This window comes from Luteibacter aegosomaticola, assembly GCF_023078475.1.
GTDB classification, from domain to species: Bacteria; Pseudomonadota; Gammaproteobacteria; order Xanthomonadales; family Rhodanobacteraceae; genus Luteibacter; species Luteibacter aegosomaticola.
In genome coordinates, this window is sequence record NZ_CP095741.1 from 3,460,578 (window position 1) to 3,477,100 (window position 16,523).

The window sequence follows — 16,523 nt, forward strand, 5'->3', positions numbered from 1 at the left end:
GCGCAAGCGTGCTCCTGCCACAGCGGCTATTTAGCCAGGTCGAAGTTCTCCGACGACAACCAGCCACGGTTGCCGTGCTCGTCCTCCACCTCCCAGTTCACGCCCATCTTGTCACCCGTGGGGTACACCGCCATGCCGGGGTCGAGCTTGCGCACGGCCTTCGACTTCGCGTCGGCGCTCGCGCGCAGCGTACTCGGCTTGTTGACCGTGCCGGACTGACGGCTGTTTGCGGCAGACGCGTTACCGGGCAGCCCGCCAAGCTCATCGACGAGCTTGGTGTACGCATCGAGGTAAGCCGCGGTGATGACCTGCCCCTGGGCGGTATTCGCATAGGCTCCCACGGCCGCCTTGCCACTCGTCTCGGAGCCCCACAGGCCACCCGACGCGCCAAAGCCGAGGTCGTTCTTCTCACCGTGGCCCTCGGCCAGCGCGACCTGCTCGGAGGAGCGGACGTCAGTCACGGTGAGCACCACATCGGCGGTTTTGGAGTTGAGCGAAACACCACTGGCCAGCCGCCCTGCCGTGCCGCCGATAAGGCCACCCACAAAGCCACTCAGGGACGCACCGCCTGCATCGCGGTTGCTCGATACGAGGTCGGGCACCATCACGTAATCCGCTGCCTTGACCTGACCCTTGCCCACGTTGGAGCCACCACGAAGTTCACCGCCTGCGGCAAGCTCGCGCTCGCGCATCGCGGCGCCCATGCCCATGCTGCGATCGACCAGCGTGAAGCAACCCGACTTCTGGACAAACACCTTGATGAGCTTGGTCGGCGACGGCAGTTGCTGCTGCGTCCACCAGTGCGTACCGCCATCGGGTTCGATCACCGAGATGCTGCCCAGCTTCCGGGCACACTTCGGAATGGCCTGCACTTTCGCTTCGTGCTCGCGCTGCGATTTGGTAACGAGCGGATTGGTGGCACTGCACGCGGAGAGCGCGAACGTCGTGCCCATGGCTGCCACGACGATGGCAACACGCTTTTTGAGGAGTTCCATGAGGGGTCCCTGTCCTTGCGCGCCCGGAAGAAGAAACCTGCCCGGGCTTCGGGCGCGTGGACGGACAGGCTGTCGCGAGACCGGGAAATGCTATCGGTCAGTGCGCAGGGATGGATCTAGGACAACTCCTAAAAGCGCGTGCGAATTACCCACTCTGCGTTGTCAGTGATCGCTGACAACGCGAAGTGTTCTGTAGGCGTTGGCCGCTGCTTCGAACGGGGATCGCGCGCAAGCACGCCCCTACAACGGCGTGGTTAGCGCGACGTCGATGGCTTTCTGTGCCAGCGGGGCCATGAGTTTGTAGCCGGCGGCGTTCGGGTGCAGTCCGTCGTCGCTCAGGTCGGCGCGGAGCTGGCCGCTCTTGTCGACCGTAGCGTCGAAGTAGTCGACGAAGCCGAGATGTTCGCGTTTGGTGTAGTCGCGAATCCAGGCATTGAGCTGGAGGATGTCGGCGGGCGGGCGGCGGTGGCTCGAGGTCGGATCGTTGTAGTTGCTGATCGGCAGCAGGCTCGCGATCACCACGTGAATGCCATGAGCCCGAGCCAACTCGGCCATCGACATGAGGTTGTCCTCAATCATCTGCAACGAGGATGGCCCGGTGTTGCCGGCGATATCATTCGTGCCCGCGAGGATCACCACCACCGTCGGCTTGAGCGCGATCACATCGGCACGAAAGCGCACCAGCATCTGCGGCGTGGTCTGCCCGCTGATGCCACGGTTGATGTAACCCTTTCCCGGAAAGAACTCGCCAATCGGCCGGCCCCAGGCATCGGTGATCGAATCCCCCATGAAGACGACACGTTTCTCGCCCGGCTTGAGCGGGGGGTACGTCGCATTGTCCTTGGCGTATCGGGCCAGGAGAGGCCAGTCGTTCAGCCGCTGCTCGATATCAGCCTTCTGGTCGGCCGTGGGGTGCTCGGGGAGCACCTGACGATCGGTGTTGGTGGCAAGGCAGGCGGACGACGCCGCGACCAGAGCCAGTGCGAGCAATGCGTGACGCAGCATGAATCCCCTCCTCCCTCAGCCCGGCTGGGCCGTCGTCGGATACTGGATCAGGAAGGGAGGCCATGCAACGGCCGTACGTCACACCTCGGCTAGGATAGGCCCATGACCCGTGTCCTCTTCCTCTGTGGCAAGAACCGCCTGCGCAGCCCGACGGCTGAACAGGTATTCGCAGCGTGGCCGGGCGTGGAGACGGACTCGGCCGGTGTAAACCATGATGCGGATTGCCCGGTCACCATGGAGCACGTGTGCTGGGCGGAGCTCATCGTGGTGATGGAGAAGGCGCACCTGGCCAAACTGCGGAGGGGTTTTCGTGCGGGGCTTGGCACGGCGAAAGTCGTGTGTGTCGACATTGCAGACGACTATGAGTACATGCAGCCGGAACTGATCGCGCTGCTTGAGAAACGCGTGGGGCCGTATTTGCGGAGAAAGGTGTAGCTGCTCGCTTCGCGGGGATCGCGCGCAAGCGCGCTCCTACAGGGGCGGTGCGCTGGTTGGAGGTTGGATCTGTGGCAGCGGGGGCGTGGTCAGGCAGGGATCGTCGATCGGGTCGCGCAGGAGAACGCGGCAATCCTGTTCGTATCGGTGGCTGACGCGCCAGGGGCCGCTACGACCCTGGCGCGGCAATGTCGCCGCGCCACGCGAGACGTAGCCGGCACGAAGCGCATCCATGATGCTGGCGTCGGTCGCTTCGCCCGGCGGGGCACGCGGAACGACGACGCGAGTGCCCCGCGCATCCATCCACGCGACAAGGCGGCACACATACTGCGCCGCGAGATCTACCTTCAGGGTCCATGAGGCATTGATGTAGCCGAACAACACGGCCACGTTCGGAATGCCTTCGAGCAGCACCCCCTTGTACGTCATTAACTTGCCTGGTTCCCGCACTTCACCGTCCACATCGAGGGACATTCCGCCAAGCACCTGAAGTTCGAAGCCGGTGGCGCAGATCACGATATCGGCGTCGATCGATGCGCCCGAGGCCAGCCGCACACCCGTAGGCGTAAACGTCGCGATGGTATCGGTCCGCACCGACGCCCTGCCCGCGCGAAGGGTATCGAAGAGATCTTGATCAGGCACCACGCAGAGACGCTGCCGCCACGGATCATACGACGGGGTGAAATCAGTGATTGAGGCCGAACCCGCGAGTCGGCGGCGAACATCCGCGAGCAACAGTGACTGCATCCGCTTTGGCCAGCGCAGCGCGGCGCGGTAGAGCAAACGTTGCAAGGCAATGTTCCTGCGTCGGGCCAATCGATAAACCCAACGCGCCGGCAACATATGCAGCAGCACCGCGGAAATCGCGTCATGCGACGGCACCGAAAGCACGTAGCCCGGCGACCGCTGGAGCATGGTGACATGCGCCGCCTTCGCAGCCAGCGCGGGCACGAGGGTGATAGCCGTCGCCCCACTGCCAATCACAACGATCTGCTTTCCTTCCCATGCGAGATCCACCGGCCATTGCTGGGGATGGACGAGGCGCCCCTGGAAATTCGCCATACCGGGGAATTCAGGAAGATAGCCTTGCTCGTAGGCGTAGTAGCCGGTGCAGCCGACGAGGAACGCGGCCGTAAACGTATGTTCGCCCCCAAGCTCATCGACCGCTGTTACCGTCCAACGCGCCGCCACGCTCGACCACGAAGCGTGCGTCGTACGCAGGCCGTATCGAATGAGTCGCTCAATGCCATGGACTGCCGCGGTGTCGCGGATGTACTGGAGGATCGCCTCGCCATCCGCCAGCACTTTGAGCTCGTTCCACGGCCGGAAGCCGAACCCGAACGTGAACATATCGGAATCGGAGCGGACGCCCGGGTAGCGGAAGAGATCCCAGGTGCCACCCATGGCCTGGCGTCGCTCGAGAATACCCACGCGCTTGCCCGGGCAAGCCATGGCGAGCCGGCAGGCCATACCCACGCCGGAGAGCCCGGCGCCGATGATCAGTACATCGTAGTGGTCGCTGGCCATGCGCACCCCCGTCGATACGACGAGGGTACGCCGATCAGTCGAAGGTGCCTACGTAGGAATCCGGAGCCCAGTTCTCGAACTTGGTGTAGTGGCCCAGGAAGGCCAGCTTCACCGTATCGGTGGGGCCGTTACGCTGCTTGCCGATGATGATTTCGGCCAGGCCCTTATCCGGCGATTCCTTGTTGTAGTAGTCATCGCGGTAGATGAACATGATGACGTCGGCATCCTGCTCGATAGCGCCGGATTCGCGAAGGTCGGACATCATCGGGCGCTTGTCGGCACGCTGTTCCAGCGAGCGGTTGAGCTGGGAAAGCGCAATCACGGGCACGTTCAGTTCTTTCGCGAGTGCCTTCAGGCCACGCGAGATTTCCGAGATTTCCGTGGCGCGGTTTTCGCTGTGACCCGGGATCTGCATGAGCTGGAGGTAGTCGATCACGATCAGGCCCAGGCCGTGTTCACGCTGCAGGCGACGCGAGCGCGAGCGCATTTCCACCGGCGACATGGCGGGCGTGTCGTCGATGAAGATCTTGGCGTCGGAAAGCATGGTGATGGCCGACGTCACACGCGGCCAGTCTTCTTCGGCGAGGTCGCCGTTGCGCAGATGCTGCGCATGGATGCGGCCCAGCGAAGAAATCAGACGGAACGCCAGCTGCGACGCGGACATTTCCATCGAGAACACCGCCACCGCCTTCTTCGAGCGCATCGCCGCGGCTTCGGCCAGGTTCAGCGCGAACGCCGTTTTACCCATCGAGGGGCGCGCGGCGACGATGATCAGGTCGGACGGCTGCAGGCCTGCGGTGAGCTCATCGAGATCGGTAAAGCCCGTCGACAAACCGGTGAGCTGGCCACGATTCTCATAGCGCTCGGTGAGCTGGCGGAACGCATCGCTCACGGCCTCGCGCATCGAAACGATATCTTTCTTGCCGCGCGCACCGGATTCCGCGATGCGGAACACGCGCTGCTCGGCCAGCTCCATCACTTCCTGGACGCTCTTGCCTTCGGGACGGAAGCCGTCTTCGGTGATCGCCGTACCGGCATCGATCAGCTTGCGCAGCACCGACTTCTCGCGAACGATATCGCCATAGGCCGCGATGTTCGCCGCACTTGGCGTCGAATTCGCGAGCTCGAGCAGATAGGCGGGCCCGCCCATCATTTCGTCCATATCATTCGACTGGAACCACTCGCCGAGCGTAATCGCGTCGCAAGGCATGCCCTTGCCCGCCAGCTCATTGATGGCGCGCCAGATCATCCGGTGATCCTTGCGGTAAAAGTCCTCGTCGGTGAGCTTGTCGGCCACCTTGTCCAGCGAATCCGGCGAGAGCATCAGGCCACCCAGCACCGCCTGTTCCGCCTCGATGGAATTAGGCGGTACGCGAAGGGCATCGATAGCGGAAGGCTCACGGCGGCGACGTTCGCCGCGCTCACCGCGTTCACCGCGGTTACCGCGCTCGGGATTGAAGGACATGGATTACCTCGTCATGCAGGCGGCACTGACCCGGGCCCGGGTTGCCGTAGGGGGCATGATACGCGCAGGGGTCTCACGCGTTGAGAGGATAAGTCTGTGGATAACTTGTGGGAAAGCCGCAAGCCGGGCTATTTCGGCGCCTTGCCATAGCGATATTCGCCGATAAGCCAGAATTTCCGCTCGTCGACCCCGTGGCGGTGGGCCCGGTAATCGCCGTACTGCATATCCACCGAAAAGCCCTTGCCCAGATCCACCAGCAGGCCGACGTCGACCTCGTCACCCAGCATGGCCGCCCTGCCCTGCACCGGGCGGAAATGCCGATAGGTGACCTGCCAGGTGGCCGGGCGCCCTACATCCACGCTGCCCAGCAGGCCGACATAGCGCTCGCGCAGACCGCTGGGCGGAATGCGGAAAGCCACCACCCAGCCGTTGAAGGCGCGGGCCGCGCCATAGGCGACGTTGACCGCCTGGCGGCCGTTGCCATCGAGCTTCTCCTCGCCGACACGCGCTGACAGAGGCTTGTAGCCGAACGTGGCATCGAACAGGTGGTAGCCGAGGCTGAAATCGGCGGGGTTATTGGCGTAGTCGTACTGGCGCGCCATCTCGGCCGTCCAGTTGAGCGATAGCCCGCCTTCTCCGAACGCCTGCGTTCCTGTGTAGCGAAGGCCCAGAGTCTTCACCGAGTTGCTGGCCATCGTGTGATTACGCACGAAGTAGCCATACGCCGTGACCTTGCCCACGGGGAGCGCCTGATCCGCATGCAGGAGGTGGGCATTGAGCTTCCAGCGGCGCTGGTCGCGATCATGGAAATCCGCACCCACCGTGCGATTGACCCGGCCCAGCCAGTAGTAACTGAGTTCGGCACCCTGCCACGCATTCCAGGCCACACGCGCACCGTCGTATGACTGCAGGTTCTGCCTCCAGGGGTTATTGCTGAAGAAGCGGCCGTTATCGAGGCGCACATACTGGCGACCAGCTCGCACCGCGATATCGCCCTTGGTGTAATCCACCCAGGCATTGGTGATGCCCGTGGAAATGGGATCGGCTTCGGCGGGATACGGCGTGATGCGCGCAGAGCCATCATCGTACTGGCGACCGAAGAGCGACCATGTGCGGATGCCTTCGCCGTACGCGCTCCAGCCATCGCCGATCGCCCACAGGTAACCCAACTGAAGGCGCGCCGTGTTGGCGTTGCCGCGCTTGGGCTTTCCATCGGAATGCAGGTTGCTATAGCGGTAGCGCGTCTCGATATACGGCGCGCTTTCCGTGGGTGCTTCGGCGGCAAACGCCGACATCCCTGCCATCGAACTCCCGGCCATGCCCATGCACGACCGCCACCACCATTGCTTCATTACCTACCGACCCTGCCGTTCTGCCTGACCGTCGAATGTAGGCAGGCGGGTGCAGGGATGCCAACGCGTGCCATGCAACACGTTGTTTTACATGGCTGTCTCGGCACAACCGAGATTTGAACCGCCGATACACACATGAGAAATGTAGGAGCGCGCTTGCGCGCGATCGCGCGCAAGCGCGCTCCTACAGAGCGTTATCGCGTTGGCCAGGCCACCAACGAAAACGGGCGCCACAAGGGCGCCCGCTTCGTAGACCAACGGTAGTGCGGAGCTTACGCGCCGACGACCTTGACCTTGACCGTCTGCGTGACATCGGCGTGCAGGTTGATGACAACCTCGAACTCGCCGGTGTTGCGGAACGGACCTTCCGACTGGATGACTTCGCTCTTGTCGACGTCATAGCCCTTGGCGACCAGCGCTTCGGCGATGTCGCGGGTGCTGACCGAGCCGAACAGCTTGCCTTCCGGCGAAGCGTTCACTTCGATCGTGACTTCGACGCCGTCGAGCTTGGCGGCACGGCCTTCGGCGCCGGACAGTTCGTCCTTGGCCTTGGCTTCGTACTCAGCGCGGCGGGCTTCGAACGCAGCGATGTTATCGGCGTTGGCGCGAACGGCCTTGCCGGTCGGGAGGAGGAAGTTACGACCGTAACCCGGCTTGACGTCGACCTTGTCACCGAGATTACCGAGGTTCTTCACCTTCGCGAGGAGGATGAGTTCCATGGGATGTTCCTTTTCGTTAGCACGGGTGTGGCCCATGCAGCCAGGACGGTTGTCCGAAATGTTTGCCTGAACCAGGCGCCCCGCTCTTTAAAGGAGCAAGGCGCCAGGACGATCAGACGTCGTGGTTGTCGGTGTACGGCAGCAGCGACAGGAAGCGGGCGCGCTTGATAGCGGTCGCCAGCTGACGCTGGTAACGGGCCTTCGTGCCGGTGATGCGGCTCGGGACGATCTTGCCGTTCTCGGTGATGTACTGACGGAGGGTGTTGAGATCCTTGTAATCGATCTCTTTCACGCCTTCAGCGGTGAAACGGCAGAACTTACGGCGGCGGAAGAACTTGGACATGGCTATATTCCCCGATTAATCGTCGCTGTCGCGGTCGCTGTCGCCAGCGCCACGGTCGTCATTGTCGTCGTCACGGCGACGCGAACCCTTCTGCTCATCCTTTTCCTTGCTCTTCAGGATGAACGACTGTTCGGTGTCGGCTTCGTCACGGCGGATGACCAGATGACGCAGGACGGCGTCGTTGAAACGGAAGCCCGTCTCAAGCTCGTTCAGCGCGTTCTGGGAAACCTCGATGTTCAGCATCACGTAGTGAGCCTTGGCGAGGTTTTCGATCGGGTAAGCCAGCTGGCGGCGGCCCCAATCTTCCAGACGGTGGATCTTGCCGTTGTCGCCTTCGATCAGCGTCTTGTAACGCTCGATCATGGCGGGCACCTGTTCGCTCTGATCCGGGTGGACCAGGAACACAACTTCATAATGACGCATGGTGGCTCCTTGTGGATGCACCCCTTACGGGGATGGCAGCCTCCCGGGCGTACCGGTGAGGCAAGAAACCCCTCCGGACGGAGAGGTAGCCGCGCATTTTAAGGAGAAACCGGGAGTTAGGTCAACAGAGGGAGCAAACACCCCTGCAGGAGCGCGCTTGTGCGCGCCCCGGGGCTGGCCTCAAGAGACGGTAAACGACTCGCCGCACCCACATTCCCCGGTGGCGTTGGGGTTGTGGAACACGAACGAGGCATTCAGCCCCTGGCGCTGGAAATCGATCAGGGTGCCGTCCACCAGGGGGAGGCTCTTGGGATCGACCACGACGCGGATGCCATCGATATCGAGGACCTGGTCCTCGGGGGCAATGGCCCCGGCCAGGTCCACGACATAGCCAAAGCCCGAGCAGCCCATGCGCTTGACCGAAAAGCGCACACCCGCAGCGTCAGGCGCTTTCGCCAGGAAGGCGCGCATGCGGTCGGAGGCGGCGGGAGTGATCTGGATGCTCATCAAAACGCTTTCTTGCCGTGGTATACCCGGGGGACGGTGCCGTTCACGCGACCGTTACTTTATTATACAGGGTCATGTTCCTATCCGCCCGATATGCGGCGCCCTTTCTGGAGTTTCAATCGATATGACGGTGGTAAGCGTCAAGCAGGCCCTCGCTGGCGGCACGGCCGCGGCGGAACATGAAGTCACGGTCCGCGGCTGGGTACGTACCCTGCGCGAATCCAAGGGCGGCCTTTCCTTCGTTAATGTGAGCGATGGCTCCTGCTTCGCCCCCATCCAGGTGGTGGCCACGGCCGATCTCGCCAACTACGAGACCGACGTGAAGAACCTTTCGGCCGGCGCCGGCGTCATCGCCACCGGCAAGCTGGTGCCCTCGCAGGGCAAGGGCCAGGCCTATGAGATCCAGGCCACGAAGATCGAGGTCACCGGTTTCGTCGAGAACCCGCTCACCTACCCGATCCAGCCCAAGCAGCACTCCATGGAGTTCCTGCGCGAAGTGGCGCACCTGCGCCCGCGCACCAACCTGTTCGGCGCTGTCACACGCGTGCGCCACACCATGATGATGGCGATCCACCGCATCCTCACGGAGCAGGGCTTCTTCTGGATCAACACCCCGATCATCACCACCTCCGACGCCGAAGGCGCCGGCGACATGTTCCGCCTGTCCACGCTGGACCTGGCCAACCTGCCCCGCGACGACAAGGGCGGCATCGACTGGAAGAAGGATTTCTTCGGCCGCGAAGCCTTCCTCACCGTGTCGGGCCAGCTCAATGTCGAGGCCTACGCCCTGTCGATGAGCAAGGTGTACACCTTCGGCCCCACCTTCCGCGCCGAAAACTCCAACACCACCCGCCACCTGGCCGAGTTCTGGATGGTAGAGCCCGAAGTGGCCTTCGCCGACCTGAACGATATCGCCACCCTGGCCGAAGTGTTCCTGAAGGGCATCTTCAAGGCGGTGCTCGATGAGCGCGCCGACGATATGGCCTTCTTCGACGAACGCGTGATGCCGGGCGCCGTGAAACGCCTCGAAGATTTCATCGCCAAGCCCTTTGAGCGCATCGACTACACCGATGCCATCACCATCCTGCAGAAGTCCGGCAAGAAGTTCGAACACCCGGTGGCCTGGGGTGTGGATCTCCAGACCGAGCACGAACGCTTCCTCGCCGAGGAACATGTGGGCCGTCCCGTGGTCGTCATGAACTACCCGGAAGAGATCAAGGCCTTCTACATGCGCCTGAACGACGACGGCAAGACCGTGGCCGCCATGGACGTGCTGGCCCCGGGCATTGGCGAGATCATCGGTGGTGCCCAGCGCGAAGAGCGCCTGGACCACCTCGATGCCCGCATGCAGAAGTTCGGCCTCGACCTGGAAACGTACAACTGGTATCGCGACCTGCGCCGCTACGGCACCGTGCCCCACGCCGGCTTCGGCCTGGGCTTCGAGCGCCTGCTGGTGTACGTCTGCGGCCTGGGCAACATCCGCGACGCCATTCCGTATCCCCGTGCGGCAGGGAGCGCCGAGTTTTAAGCCAACGAATCGATCATGCCCCGCATACTTAACCGCCTGCTCCCCCTGGCAACCGCCCTCACCGTGCTGGGCGGCTGCAAGACCATCGTTCCGCCGAACTTCCGCCCGCCGGAGAATCCGTCGATCACGGTGGACCTTGCCCGCAAGGCCCTCGATGGCGCCGACCCGTGCTGCGGCAGCTTCGCCGATCTGTCCTACCAGGACATGTTGCCGTGGCAGCCGAAGCGCTTTGCGCTCACCAAGGACACGCCGGTCGCCAACCTCAATGGCGATCGCAGCTATTTCCTGGCCTTCCGCCTGCCGCAGGGCGCGCAGACGCCGTACACGATCGCCCTCAAGTCGGAACTCAATGGCCGCTGGCTGAGCTCCAGCTACCTGTTCGCGCCGACGGTGGTGATCCTGGACGACGCGTTCCAGCCGCTACACGCTGAAGATATCCAGCTGTGCGAATACATCGGCTGGACCAGCGAGACGACGGGCGCCTTCGGTAAGTTCAAGGTGGAAGACGACCGCGCCCGCTATCTGGTCGTGTACTCCTCGGCCAAGCAGCAGAAGGCGCAGACGTACTGGGAGCAGTCGCCCACCACGTTCTCGGCCGAGGCGCCGATCAAGATGAACTCGGCGGGTAACTTCAAGATCCAGCACGGCCCGGATGGCGTGGTGTACGTGGGCATCGAGAACGATACCTACCGCAGCGCACTGAAGAATGCGGTGTGCGGCAAGGCGGCGCCCGGCAACGGCGTCATCAACACGCTGAAGGATGTGGTCAGCACCGATCTGCTCAGGAACGATGCGCAGAAGAAGGAAAAGGGCAGCTAAGCGCCATGGTTACCGCGGTTTATGCCTACCTCCTGCTCCTGATCGGGGCTGTCGTGTTCTTCCTGCTGCATTTCGCAGCGCAGTGGCGTTTCACCCGCCTGCTGAAGCAGCGCTACCCCGATCAGTGGAAAACGATCACCGAGGCCGATACCGGCCGCCCGAACGGCATGGCCAACTGGCTGCGCATGCGCCGGGTGCTGCGTTCCGACGCCCCGGCGCTGTTCAACGACAACGACCTGAACCGCTGGCAGGCCTGGTGGCGACGCACGCCGTGGCTGGCCTGGCCGTGCTGGTTTGCCGCGATGGCGATACAGTGGTGGGCGATGAAACAGGGCTGATCGCCCACCACCTACCAAGGAGCGCCGCATGGATCTTCGCCTCACCGGACGTCACGCCCTGGTCTGCGGCGCCTCCCAAGGGATAGGCCGGGCCACGGCGTTCGAACTGGCCGAACTGGGAGCCAGCGTCACCCTGCTCGCCCGCTCCGCGGATACCCTGAAGGCGCTCGCCGCCGAACTGCCGGCCACCCAGGCTGGCCAGAAGCACCACTACCTTGCCGTCGACATGCTCGACACCGACGCCCTGGCCGCCGCCGTGCACGGGGTGGTGAAGGACCACGCGGTCCACATCCTGCTCAACAACAGCGGCGGCCCGCCGCCGGGCGCGATCCACGCGGCCGACACCGAGGCGTTCCTCACCGCTTACCGCCAGCATGTCATCAGCGCCCAGGTGCTGAGCCAGGCCTGCCTGCCAGGCATGCGCGCCGCGCGCTACGGCCGGATCATCAACGTGATTTCCACCTCGGTGAAGGAGCCCATCCCGAACCTGGGCGTCTCCAACACCGTGCGCGCGGCCATGGCCGGCTGGGCCAAGACCCTGTCGGTCGAGGTCGCCCATGAAGGCATCACGGTGAATAACGTGCTGCCGGGTTACACCCGGACGCCGCGGCTGGACGCACTGGTCGAATCCAGCGTGAAAGCCGGGCGTGGCCGTGACGAAGTCGAGCGCGGGCTGCTGGCGAGCGTGCCTGCGGCGCGTTTTGGCGACCCGGCCGAAGTCGGTGGCGTCATCGCCTTCCTGGCCAGCCCGGCAGCGGGCTATATCAACGGTGTGAGCCTCGCGGTGGATGGCGGCCGCACGCGCAGCCTGAACTAAGGCGGCCACCCATGCTGACGCTCAGCAACCTGATCAACGGCGAACCCCGCGCACCGAGAGGCGGGCGCTACCTTGAGGTAACCGACCCGGCGACCGGCCAGGCGTATGCGCAGTGCCCGGATTCCTCGGCCGAGGATGTCGCGGATGCCGTCGATGCGGCAGCCCACGCCCTGCTCCGCTGGTCGACGACGCCTGCCGATGCGCGCGCCCGTTGCCTCTCGCGTCTGGCCGACCTGATCGAAGCACGCATCGATGAGTTCGCCGCGGCCGAGTCGCGCGACAGCGGCAAGCCACTGGCGCTAGCCCGCAGCCTGGATATCCCACGCGCCATCGCCAACCTGCGCTTCTTCGCCGCGGCGGCCACGCAGTTCGCTGGCGAAGCGCACGCGATGGAGCATGGTGCGATCAACTACACCTTGCGCCTGCCGCTCGGCGTGGTGGGCTGCATCAGCCCCTGGAACCTGCCGCTCTACCTGTTCACCTGGAAAATCGCGCCCGCGCTCGCCGCCGGCAATGCCGTGGTGGCCAAGCCTTCTGAGGTCACGCCGCACACCGCATGGCTACTGGGAACCCTGGTACAGGAGGCCGGATTCCCCGATGGCATTTTCAACATCGTGCACGGCAGCGGCCCCGCCGTGGGCGAGGCGATCGTCGTCCACGATGCCGTGAAAGCCATCTCCTTCACGGGTAGCACGCGTACGGGCATCGCGATCGCATCGGCCGCCGCGCCACGCCTCAAGAAGGTATCGCTCGAGCTGGGCGGCAAGAATCCGGCCATCGTGTTCGACGATGTCGAGTTGAACGACAAGACCATGGCGACGATCGTGCGCTCGGGCTTCGCCAACCAGGGCGAGATCTGCCTGTGTGGTTCACGCCTGCTCGTCCAGCGCGGCATCTACGAACGCTTCCGCGCCGCCTATCTGGAACGCGTGCGTGCCTTGCGCGTCGGCGATCCGCTCGAGGCCAGCAGCGACCTCGGCGCCCTCGTCTCCAAACCGCATTTCGACAAGGTCATGGATTGCATCGCGCGGGCACGCGCCGAAGGTGGCACGGTACTCGTCGGCGGCGAACAGGTCCACGTCGATGGCCGCTGTGCCGATGGGTGGTTTGTAGCGCCTACAGTAATCGAAGGCCTGCCCGTGGATTCGGCCACCAACCAGGACGAAATCTTCGGCCCGGTGGTCACGCTCATCCCCTTCGACACCGAAGACGAAGCACTCGCGATCGCCAACGGCACGCCTTACGGCCTCGCCGCATCGCTGTGGACCCACGATATTTCGCGAGCCCATCGCATGGCGGCGAAGCTCGATTTCGGTATCGTCTGGATCAACTGCTGGATGCTGCGCGACCTGCGCACGCCGTTCGGCGGCAGCAAGCAATCCGGCGTGGGTCGCGAAGGTGGCTTCGATGCCATGCGTTTCTTTACGGAGGCCAGAAATGTCTGCATCGACCACGGGCTCTGACACCGTCCGCACCGAAAGCGCGCCCGCGCCCGTCGGTGCCTATCCCCACGCCCGTCGCGTGGGCAACCTGCTTTTCCTTTCCGGCGTCGGGCCACGCGTGCCCGGCAGCAACGCTGTGCCAGGCAATGTGATGGATGCGCACGGCATGCTCTTGTCGTACGACATCGAGGCCCAGTGCCGGCAGGTATTCGCCAATGTGCGGGCCGTACTGGAAGCTAGCGGTGCGCGCTGGGAGGATCTGGTGGACGTCACCGTTTTCCTCACGCACATGGCGCGCGACTTCGCGACGTATAACAAGCTCTATGCCGAAGCGTTTGCCGGTGTGGATGCGTGCCGTACCACGGTGGGCATTACCTCCCTACCCACGCCCATCGCGATTGAGTTGAAATGCGTGGCAGCACTACCGTCGCCGTCGCAACCCTGACCATCGCCTTCGCTATGACCGTGGCCGTCGCCATGACCGTCACCGTCGCTATGACCGTAGGAGCCCACCCTGTGGGCGACGCCTTTCGCGATAACGCCACAGGGCCTGGGCGGTGAGGCGAAAGATGTCGCCCACAGGGTGGGCTCCTACGGGGCGTGGCGGATGCCTTGATCAGGGCGTGAGCTGCTGGGTGCCTTCGAGGCAGGCCTTTAGCATCTCGCCGATCAGCACCTGCACGCGCGCGGCGTGCTTCGGCAGGTATTCGAAGCTGTCTTCGTCCATGTAGGTGATTTGCGACAGCTCGAGCTGGATGGCGCTCACGCCTTCTTCGGGACGACCGTAATTGCGCGTGATGTAGCCGCCTTTGAAGCGCCCGTTCACCACGAACGAATAATCGCTCTGCGCCTCGAGAATCGCCGCCACCTTTGCCTGCAGTTCGCCCGCACAGCTGATGCCATCGGCCGTGCCGAGGTTGAAATCAGGCAACCGGCCGTCGAACAGCATGGGCACGTGGCTGCGAATGGAATGGCCATCCCACAGCACCACGTGGCCGAACTGTGCCTTCAGGCGCGCGAGTTCATCGGCCAGGGCCTTGTGGTACGGCTTCCACCAGTGCTTCACCCGGTCGGCGACCTCCTTGCCTTCCGGCTCGGCGCCGCCACGGTAGATATCGTGGCCGTCGAACATGATGGTGGGAACGAGCCCTGTTTCCTTCTTGCCCGGATACAGCGCATGGCCGTCCGCCGGACGGTTCAGGTCGACGACGTAGCGCGAGACCACCGGGCGGATGATGCTGGCACCCATGCCCTTCGCAAAATCGTACAACTCGGCCACGTGCCAGTCCGTATCGGGCGAGCGGCGTGCCGGCCGCTTCATGCGCGCGGCGATCTCATCGGGGATGACGCTGCCGTTATGCGGCAGGCTGATCAGGAGCGGCGCGTTGCCGCGATGCAGGGAGTACGGGGTCATGGCGTGAGTGTACCGCTCAGCCGGGGACGCGATCACCCATGGTGACCATTTCCTCGGCCGATGTGGGGTGGATGGCCATGGTGGCGTCCAGGTCGGCCTTGGTCGCCCCCATCTTGATCGCCACCGCAAAGCCCTGGAGGATCTCGTCCACCCCGGGGCCCAGCATCTGCATGCCGACGATGCGCGAATCCTCGCCGACGCAGATCAGCTTGAAACGCACGTACATCGGGCGATGCGCCAGGGCCAGCTGCATCGGTACGAAGGTTTGCTTGTAGAGGTGGACGTCAGCCCCATAGGCCTCGCGCGCCTGCTGTTCACTCAGGCCCACGGTGCCCAACGGCGGGTGTGAAAAGACGACACTGGGGATGTTCTGGTAATCCAGTTTCGCACCGGGGGTATTACCGAACAGGCGATCGGCAAGCTTGCGCCCCGCGTTTACTGCGACGGGCGTCAGCGCGAGACGCTGGGTGATATCGCCCACGGCGTAGACCCCGGGGATACCGGTTTCCTGGAAATCATCGACCTCGATCTGTCCTTCGCCATTCGTCGCCAGCCCGATCGCATCGAGGCCCAGTGTCGCCGCGTTGCCGTGGCGGCCCACCGCCTGGATAAGCAGGTCGTACGGCCCGGGCTTCGTGCCCTTGTCGCAATCGAGCATCAGCAAGCCATCCACCTTGTGGGCCGCATCGATCTGGCAGGTGTAGTTGATGTTGATGCCGTGCTTGGTCATCTCTTCGCCAAGCTGGTAGGCCATCTCTTCATCGAAGCTGCCCATCAGGCGATCACGCACGTAGAGATCCACCTCGCTACCGAGGGCGCGCAACACGCCGGCCAGCTCCACCGCGATGTAGCCGCCACCGATGATCGCCGTGCGCTTCGGGCAGGCGCGCAGGTCGAAGAAACCATCCGAGGTGACGCTGTGTTCGAAGCCGGGCTTGTCCAGGGTCTTCGCCGAGGAACCCGTCGCGATGATCACATGCGGCGCCGCCAGCGTTCGCTCGCCGGCCGCAATGCGGTGCGGTTCGATGAAGCGCGCCGTTTCGCGAACCAGCGTCACCTTCCATTTGTCGAGCTGCTGCTGGTAGCTGCCGTGGATCCGGTCGATGTAGGCGTTGCGGCGATCAATGAAGCCGGGCCAGTCGAGTTGCCCCGGCTTGTCGGTGAATCCGTAATCGGCGGCGATGTATTGCGCCTCCGCCATCTGCGCGGCGTACCACATCGCCTTCTTCGGCACGCAACCGACGTTCACGCAGGTGCCGCCCAGTTCACGCGGTTCCACCAGCGCCACCTTCGCCCCGTGTTTGGCTGCGCGTATCGCCGATGCCAGGCCGCCCGAGCCACCACCTATCACGATCAGGTCGAAGGCTTCATCGGACATGTGCGGCTCCAGGGGA

General features: G+C 63.9%; 18 protein-coding genes. 7 read left to right on the forward strand and 11 right to left on the reverse strand.

Annotated features, from left to right (window positions below; all coding sequences use genetic code 11):
• Nucleotides 1–26: 26 nt before the first annotated feature.
• Both L2Y96_RS15410 and L2Y96_RS15415 read right to left on the reverse strand, forming a co-directional pair.
• Entirely contained in the window at nucleotides 27–995 is a 969-nt protein-coding gene (locus L2Y96_RS15410) for a CsgG/HfaB family protein (protein ID WP_247327984.1), read from the reverse strand.
• Between the two features lie 240 nt (nucleotides 996–1,235).
• Entirely contained in the window at nucleotides 1,236–2,000 is a 765-nt protein-coding gene (locus tag L2Y96_RS15415; protein WP_247327985.1) for an SGNH/GDSL hydrolase family protein, read from the reverse strand.
• Between the two features lie 102 nt (nucleotides 2,001–2,102).
• Here L2Y96_RS15415 and L2Y96_RS15420 point away from each other — a divergent pair, with 102 nt between their 5' ends.
• Complete coding sequence (locus tag L2Y96_RS15420; RefSeq protein WP_247327986.1) at nucleotides 2,103–2,435, forward strand: low molecular weight protein tyrosine phosphatase family protein; 333 nt, start codon at nucleotides 2,103–2,105, stop codon at nucleotides 2,433–2,435.
• A 36-nt stretch (nucleotides 2,436–2,471) separates the two neighbouring features.
• Here L2Y96_RS15420 and L2Y96_RS15425 read toward each other — a convergent pair whose 3' ends face one another.
• The 7 genes from L2Y96_RS15425 to L2Y96_RS15455 all read right to left on the reverse strand — a co-directional run bounded on the left by L2Y96_RS15425 (nucleotide 2,472) and on the right by L2Y96_RS15455 (nucleotide 8,771).
• Entirely contained in the window at nucleotides 2,472–3,962 is a 1,491-nt protein-coding gene (locus tag L2Y96_RS15425; RefSeq protein WP_247327987.1) for a flavin-containing monooxygenase, read from the reverse strand.
• Nucleotides 3,963–3,996: 34 nt separating this feature from the next.
• The gene (locus L2Y96_RS15430; protein ID WP_247327988.1) at nucleotides 3,997–5,427 is read right to left on the reverse strand and encodes a replicative DNA helicase; all 1,431 of its coding nucleotides are present in this window, start codon (nucleotides 5,425–5,427) and stop codon (nucleotides 3,997–3,999) included.
• Nucleotides 5,428–5,555: 128 nt separating this feature from the next.
• Nucleotides 5,556–6,731: an alginate export family protein gene (locus L2Y96_RS15435; RefSeq protein ID WP_247327989.1), complete on the reverse strand. Its 1,176-nt coding sequence runs from the start codon at nucleotides 6,729–6,731 to the stop codon at nucleotides 5,556–5,558.
• Nucleotides 6,732–7,051: 320 nt separating this feature from the next.
• Entirely contained in the window at nucleotides 7,052–7,498 is a 447-nt protein-coding gene (gene rplI, locus L2Y96_RS15440) for a 50S ribosomal protein L9 (protein WP_247327990.1), read from the reverse strand.
• A gap of 112 nt (nucleotides 7,499–7,610) precedes the next feature.
• Nucleotides 7,611–7,841: a 30S ribosomal protein S18 gene (gene rpsR, locus L2Y96_RS15445; protein WP_045830959.1), complete on the reverse strand. Its 231-nt coding sequence runs from the start codon at nucleotides 7,839–7,841 to the stop codon at nucleotides 7,611–7,613.
• A gap of 15 nt (nucleotides 7,842–7,856) precedes the next feature.
• The gene (rpsF, locus tag L2Y96_RS15450) at nucleotides 7,857–8,264 is read right to left on the reverse strand and encodes a 30S ribosomal protein S6 (protein ID WP_247327991.1); all 408 of its coding nucleotides are present in this window, start codon (nucleotides 8,262–8,264) and stop codon (nucleotides 7,857–7,859) included.
• A gap of 180 nt (nucleotides 8,265–8,444) precedes the next feature.
• Nucleotides 8,445–8,771 carry a HesB/IscA family protein gene (locus L2Y96_RS15455; RefSeq protein ID WP_247327992.1) on the reverse strand — a complete coding sequence of 109 codons (327 nt, stop codon included), beginning with the start codon at nucleotides 8,769–8,771 and terminating at the stop codon, nucleotides 8,445–8,447.
• A 124-nt stretch (nucleotides 8,772–8,895) separates the two neighbouring features.
• On the opposite strand from L2Y96_RS15455, the gene asnS reads away from it, so the two are divergent.
• Genes asnS through L2Y96_RS15485 form a run of 6 tightly spaced genes read left to right on the forward strand, consistent with a single transcriptional unit; the run spans nucleotide 8,896 to nucleotide 14,160 of the window.
• On the forward strand, nucleotides 8,896–10,299 hold the full coding sequence (gene asnS, locus L2Y96_RS15460) for an asparagine--tRNA ligase (RefSeq protein ID WP_247327993.1): 1,404 nt from the start codon (nucleotides 8,896–8,898) through the stop codon (nucleotides 10,297–10,299).
• Nucleotides 10,300–10,314: 15 nt separating this feature from the next.
• On the forward strand, nucleotides 10,315–11,118 hold the full coding sequence (locus L2Y96_RS15465; RefSeq protein WP_247327994.1) for a MalM family protein: 804 nt from the start codon (nucleotides 10,315–10,317) through the stop codon (nucleotides 11,116–11,118).
• A gap of 5 nt (nucleotides 11,119–11,123) precedes the next feature.
• On the forward strand, nucleotides 11,124–11,456 hold the full coding sequence (locus L2Y96_RS15470) for a hypothetical protein (RefSeq protein ID WP_247327995.1): 333 nt from the start codon (nucleotides 11,124–11,126) through the stop codon (nucleotides 11,454–11,456).
• A 28-nt stretch (nucleotides 11,457–11,484) separates the two neighbouring features.
• Nucleotides 11,485–12,273 carry an SDR family oxidoreductase gene (locus L2Y96_RS15475; RefSeq protein WP_247327996.1) on the forward strand — a complete coding sequence of 263 codons (789 nt, stop codon included), beginning with the start codon at nucleotides 11,485–11,487 and terminating at the stop codon, nucleotides 12,271–12,273.
• 11 nt (nucleotides 12,274–12,284) lie between these two features.
• Nucleotides 12,285–13,736 (forward strand): aldehyde dehydrogenase, encoded by a 1,452-nt coding sequence (locus tag L2Y96_RS15480; RefSeq protein WP_247327997.1) that lies wholly within the window; start codon nucleotides 12,285–12,287, stop codon nucleotides 13,734–13,736.
• Nucleotides 13,711–14,160, forward strand: coding sequence for a RidA family protein (locus L2Y96_RS15485; RefSeq protein WP_247327998.1), 450 nt, complete (start codon nucleotides 13,711–13,713; stop codon nucleotides 14,158–14,160). Before L2Y96_RS15480 ends, L2Y96_RS15485 begins: the two co-directional genes overlap by 26 nt.
• A 171-nt stretch (nucleotides 14,161–14,331) precedes the next feature.
• Here the strand turns inward: L2Y96_RS15485 and hutG are convergent, their stop codons facing one another.
• Nucleotides 14,332–15,129 carry an N-formylglutamate deformylase gene (gene hutG / locus L2Y96_RS15490; protein WP_247327999.1) on the reverse strand — a complete coding sequence of 266 codons (798 nt, stop codon included), beginning with the start codon at nucleotides 15,127–15,129 and terminating at the stop codon, nucleotides 14,332–14,334.
• 16 nt (nucleotides 15,130–15,145) lie between these two features.
• Nucleotides 15,146–16,507, reverse strand: coding sequence for a glutathione-disulfide reductase (gene gorA, locus L2Y96_RS15495; RefSeq protein WP_247328000.1), 1,362 nt, complete (start codon nucleotides 16,505–16,507; stop codon nucleotides 15,146–15,148).
• Nucleotides 16,508–16,523 lie beyond the last annotated feature (16 nt).

What these genes read in the sequence shown, in the direction of transcription:
- L2Y96_RS15410 (WP_247327984.1), bottom strand. Translation starts at nt 995, where the DNA reads ATGGAACTCCTCAAAAAGCGTGTTGCCATCGTCGTGGCAGCCATGGGC.
- L2Y96_RS15415 (WP_247327985.1), bottom strand. Translation starts at nt 2,000, where the DNA reads ATGCTGCGTCACGCATTGCTCGCACTGGCTCTGGTCGCGGCGTCGTCC.
- L2Y96_RS15420 (WP_247327986.1), top strand. Translation starts at nt 2,103, where the DNA reads ATGACCCGTGTCCTCTTCCTCTGTGGCAAGAACCGCCTGCGCAGCCCG.
- L2Y96_RS15425 (WP_247327987.1), bottom strand. Translation starts at nt 3,962, where the DNA reads ATGGCCAGCGACCACTACGATGTACTGATCATCGGCGCCGGGCTCTCC.
- L2Y96_RS15430 (WP_247327988.1), bottom strand. Translation starts at nt 5,427, where the DNA reads ATGTCCTTCAATCCCGAGCGCGGTAACCGCGGTGAACGCGGTGAGCGC.
- L2Y96_RS15435 (WP_247327989.1), bottom strand. Translation starts at nt 6,731, where the DNA reads ATGGCAGGGATGTCGGCGTTTGCCGCCGAAGCACCCACGGAAAGCGCG.
- rplI (WP_247327990.1), bottom strand. Translation starts at nt 7,498, where the DNA reads ATGGAACTCATCCTCCTCGCGAAGGTGAAGAACCTCGGTAATCTCGGT.
- rpsR (WP_045830959.1), bottom strand. Translation starts at nt 7,841, where the DNA reads ATGTCCAAGTTCTTCCGCCGCCGTAAGTTCTGCCGTTTCACCGCTGAA.
- rpsF (WP_247327991.1), bottom strand. Translation starts at nt 8,264, where the DNA reads ATGCGTCATTATGAAGTTGTGTTCCTGGTCCACCCGGATCAGAGCGAA.
- L2Y96_RS15455 (WP_247327992.1), bottom strand. Translation starts at nt 8,771, where the DNA reads ATGAGCATCCAGATCACTCCCGCCGCCTCCGACCGCATGCGCGCCTTC.
- asnS (WP_247327993.1), top strand. Translation starts at nt 8,896, where the DNA reads ATGACGGTGGTAAGCGTCAAGCAGGCCCTCGCTGGCGGCACGGCCGCG.
- L2Y96_RS15465 (WP_247327994.1), top strand. Translation starts at nt 10,315, where the DNA reads ATGCCCCGCATACTTAACCGCCTGCTCCCCCTGGCAACCGCCCTCACC.
- L2Y96_RS15470 (WP_247327995.1), top strand. Translation starts at nt 11,124, where the DNA reads ATGGTTACCGCGGTTTATGCCTACCTCCTGCTCCTGATCGGGGCTGTC.
- L2Y96_RS15475 (WP_247327996.1), top strand. Translation starts at nt 11,485, where the DNA reads ATGGATCTTCGCCTCACCGGACGTCACGCCCTGGTCTGCGGCGCCTCC.
- L2Y96_RS15480 (WP_247327997.1), top strand. Translation starts at nt 12,285, where the DNA reads ATGCTGACGCTCAGCAACCTGATCAACGGCGAACCCCGCGCACCGAGA.
- L2Y96_RS15485 (WP_247327998.1), top strand. Translation starts at nt 13,711, where the DNA reads ATGTCTGCATCGACCACGGGCTCTGACACCGTCCGCACCGAAAGCGCG.
- hutG (WP_247327999.1), bottom strand. Translation starts at nt 15,129, where the DNA reads ATGACCCCGTACTCCCTGCATCGCGGCAACGCGCCGCTCCTGATCAGC.
- gorA (WP_247328000.1), bottom strand. Translation starts at nt 16,507, where the DNA reads ATGTCCGATGAAGCCTTCGACCTGATCGTGATAGGTGGTGGCTCGGGC.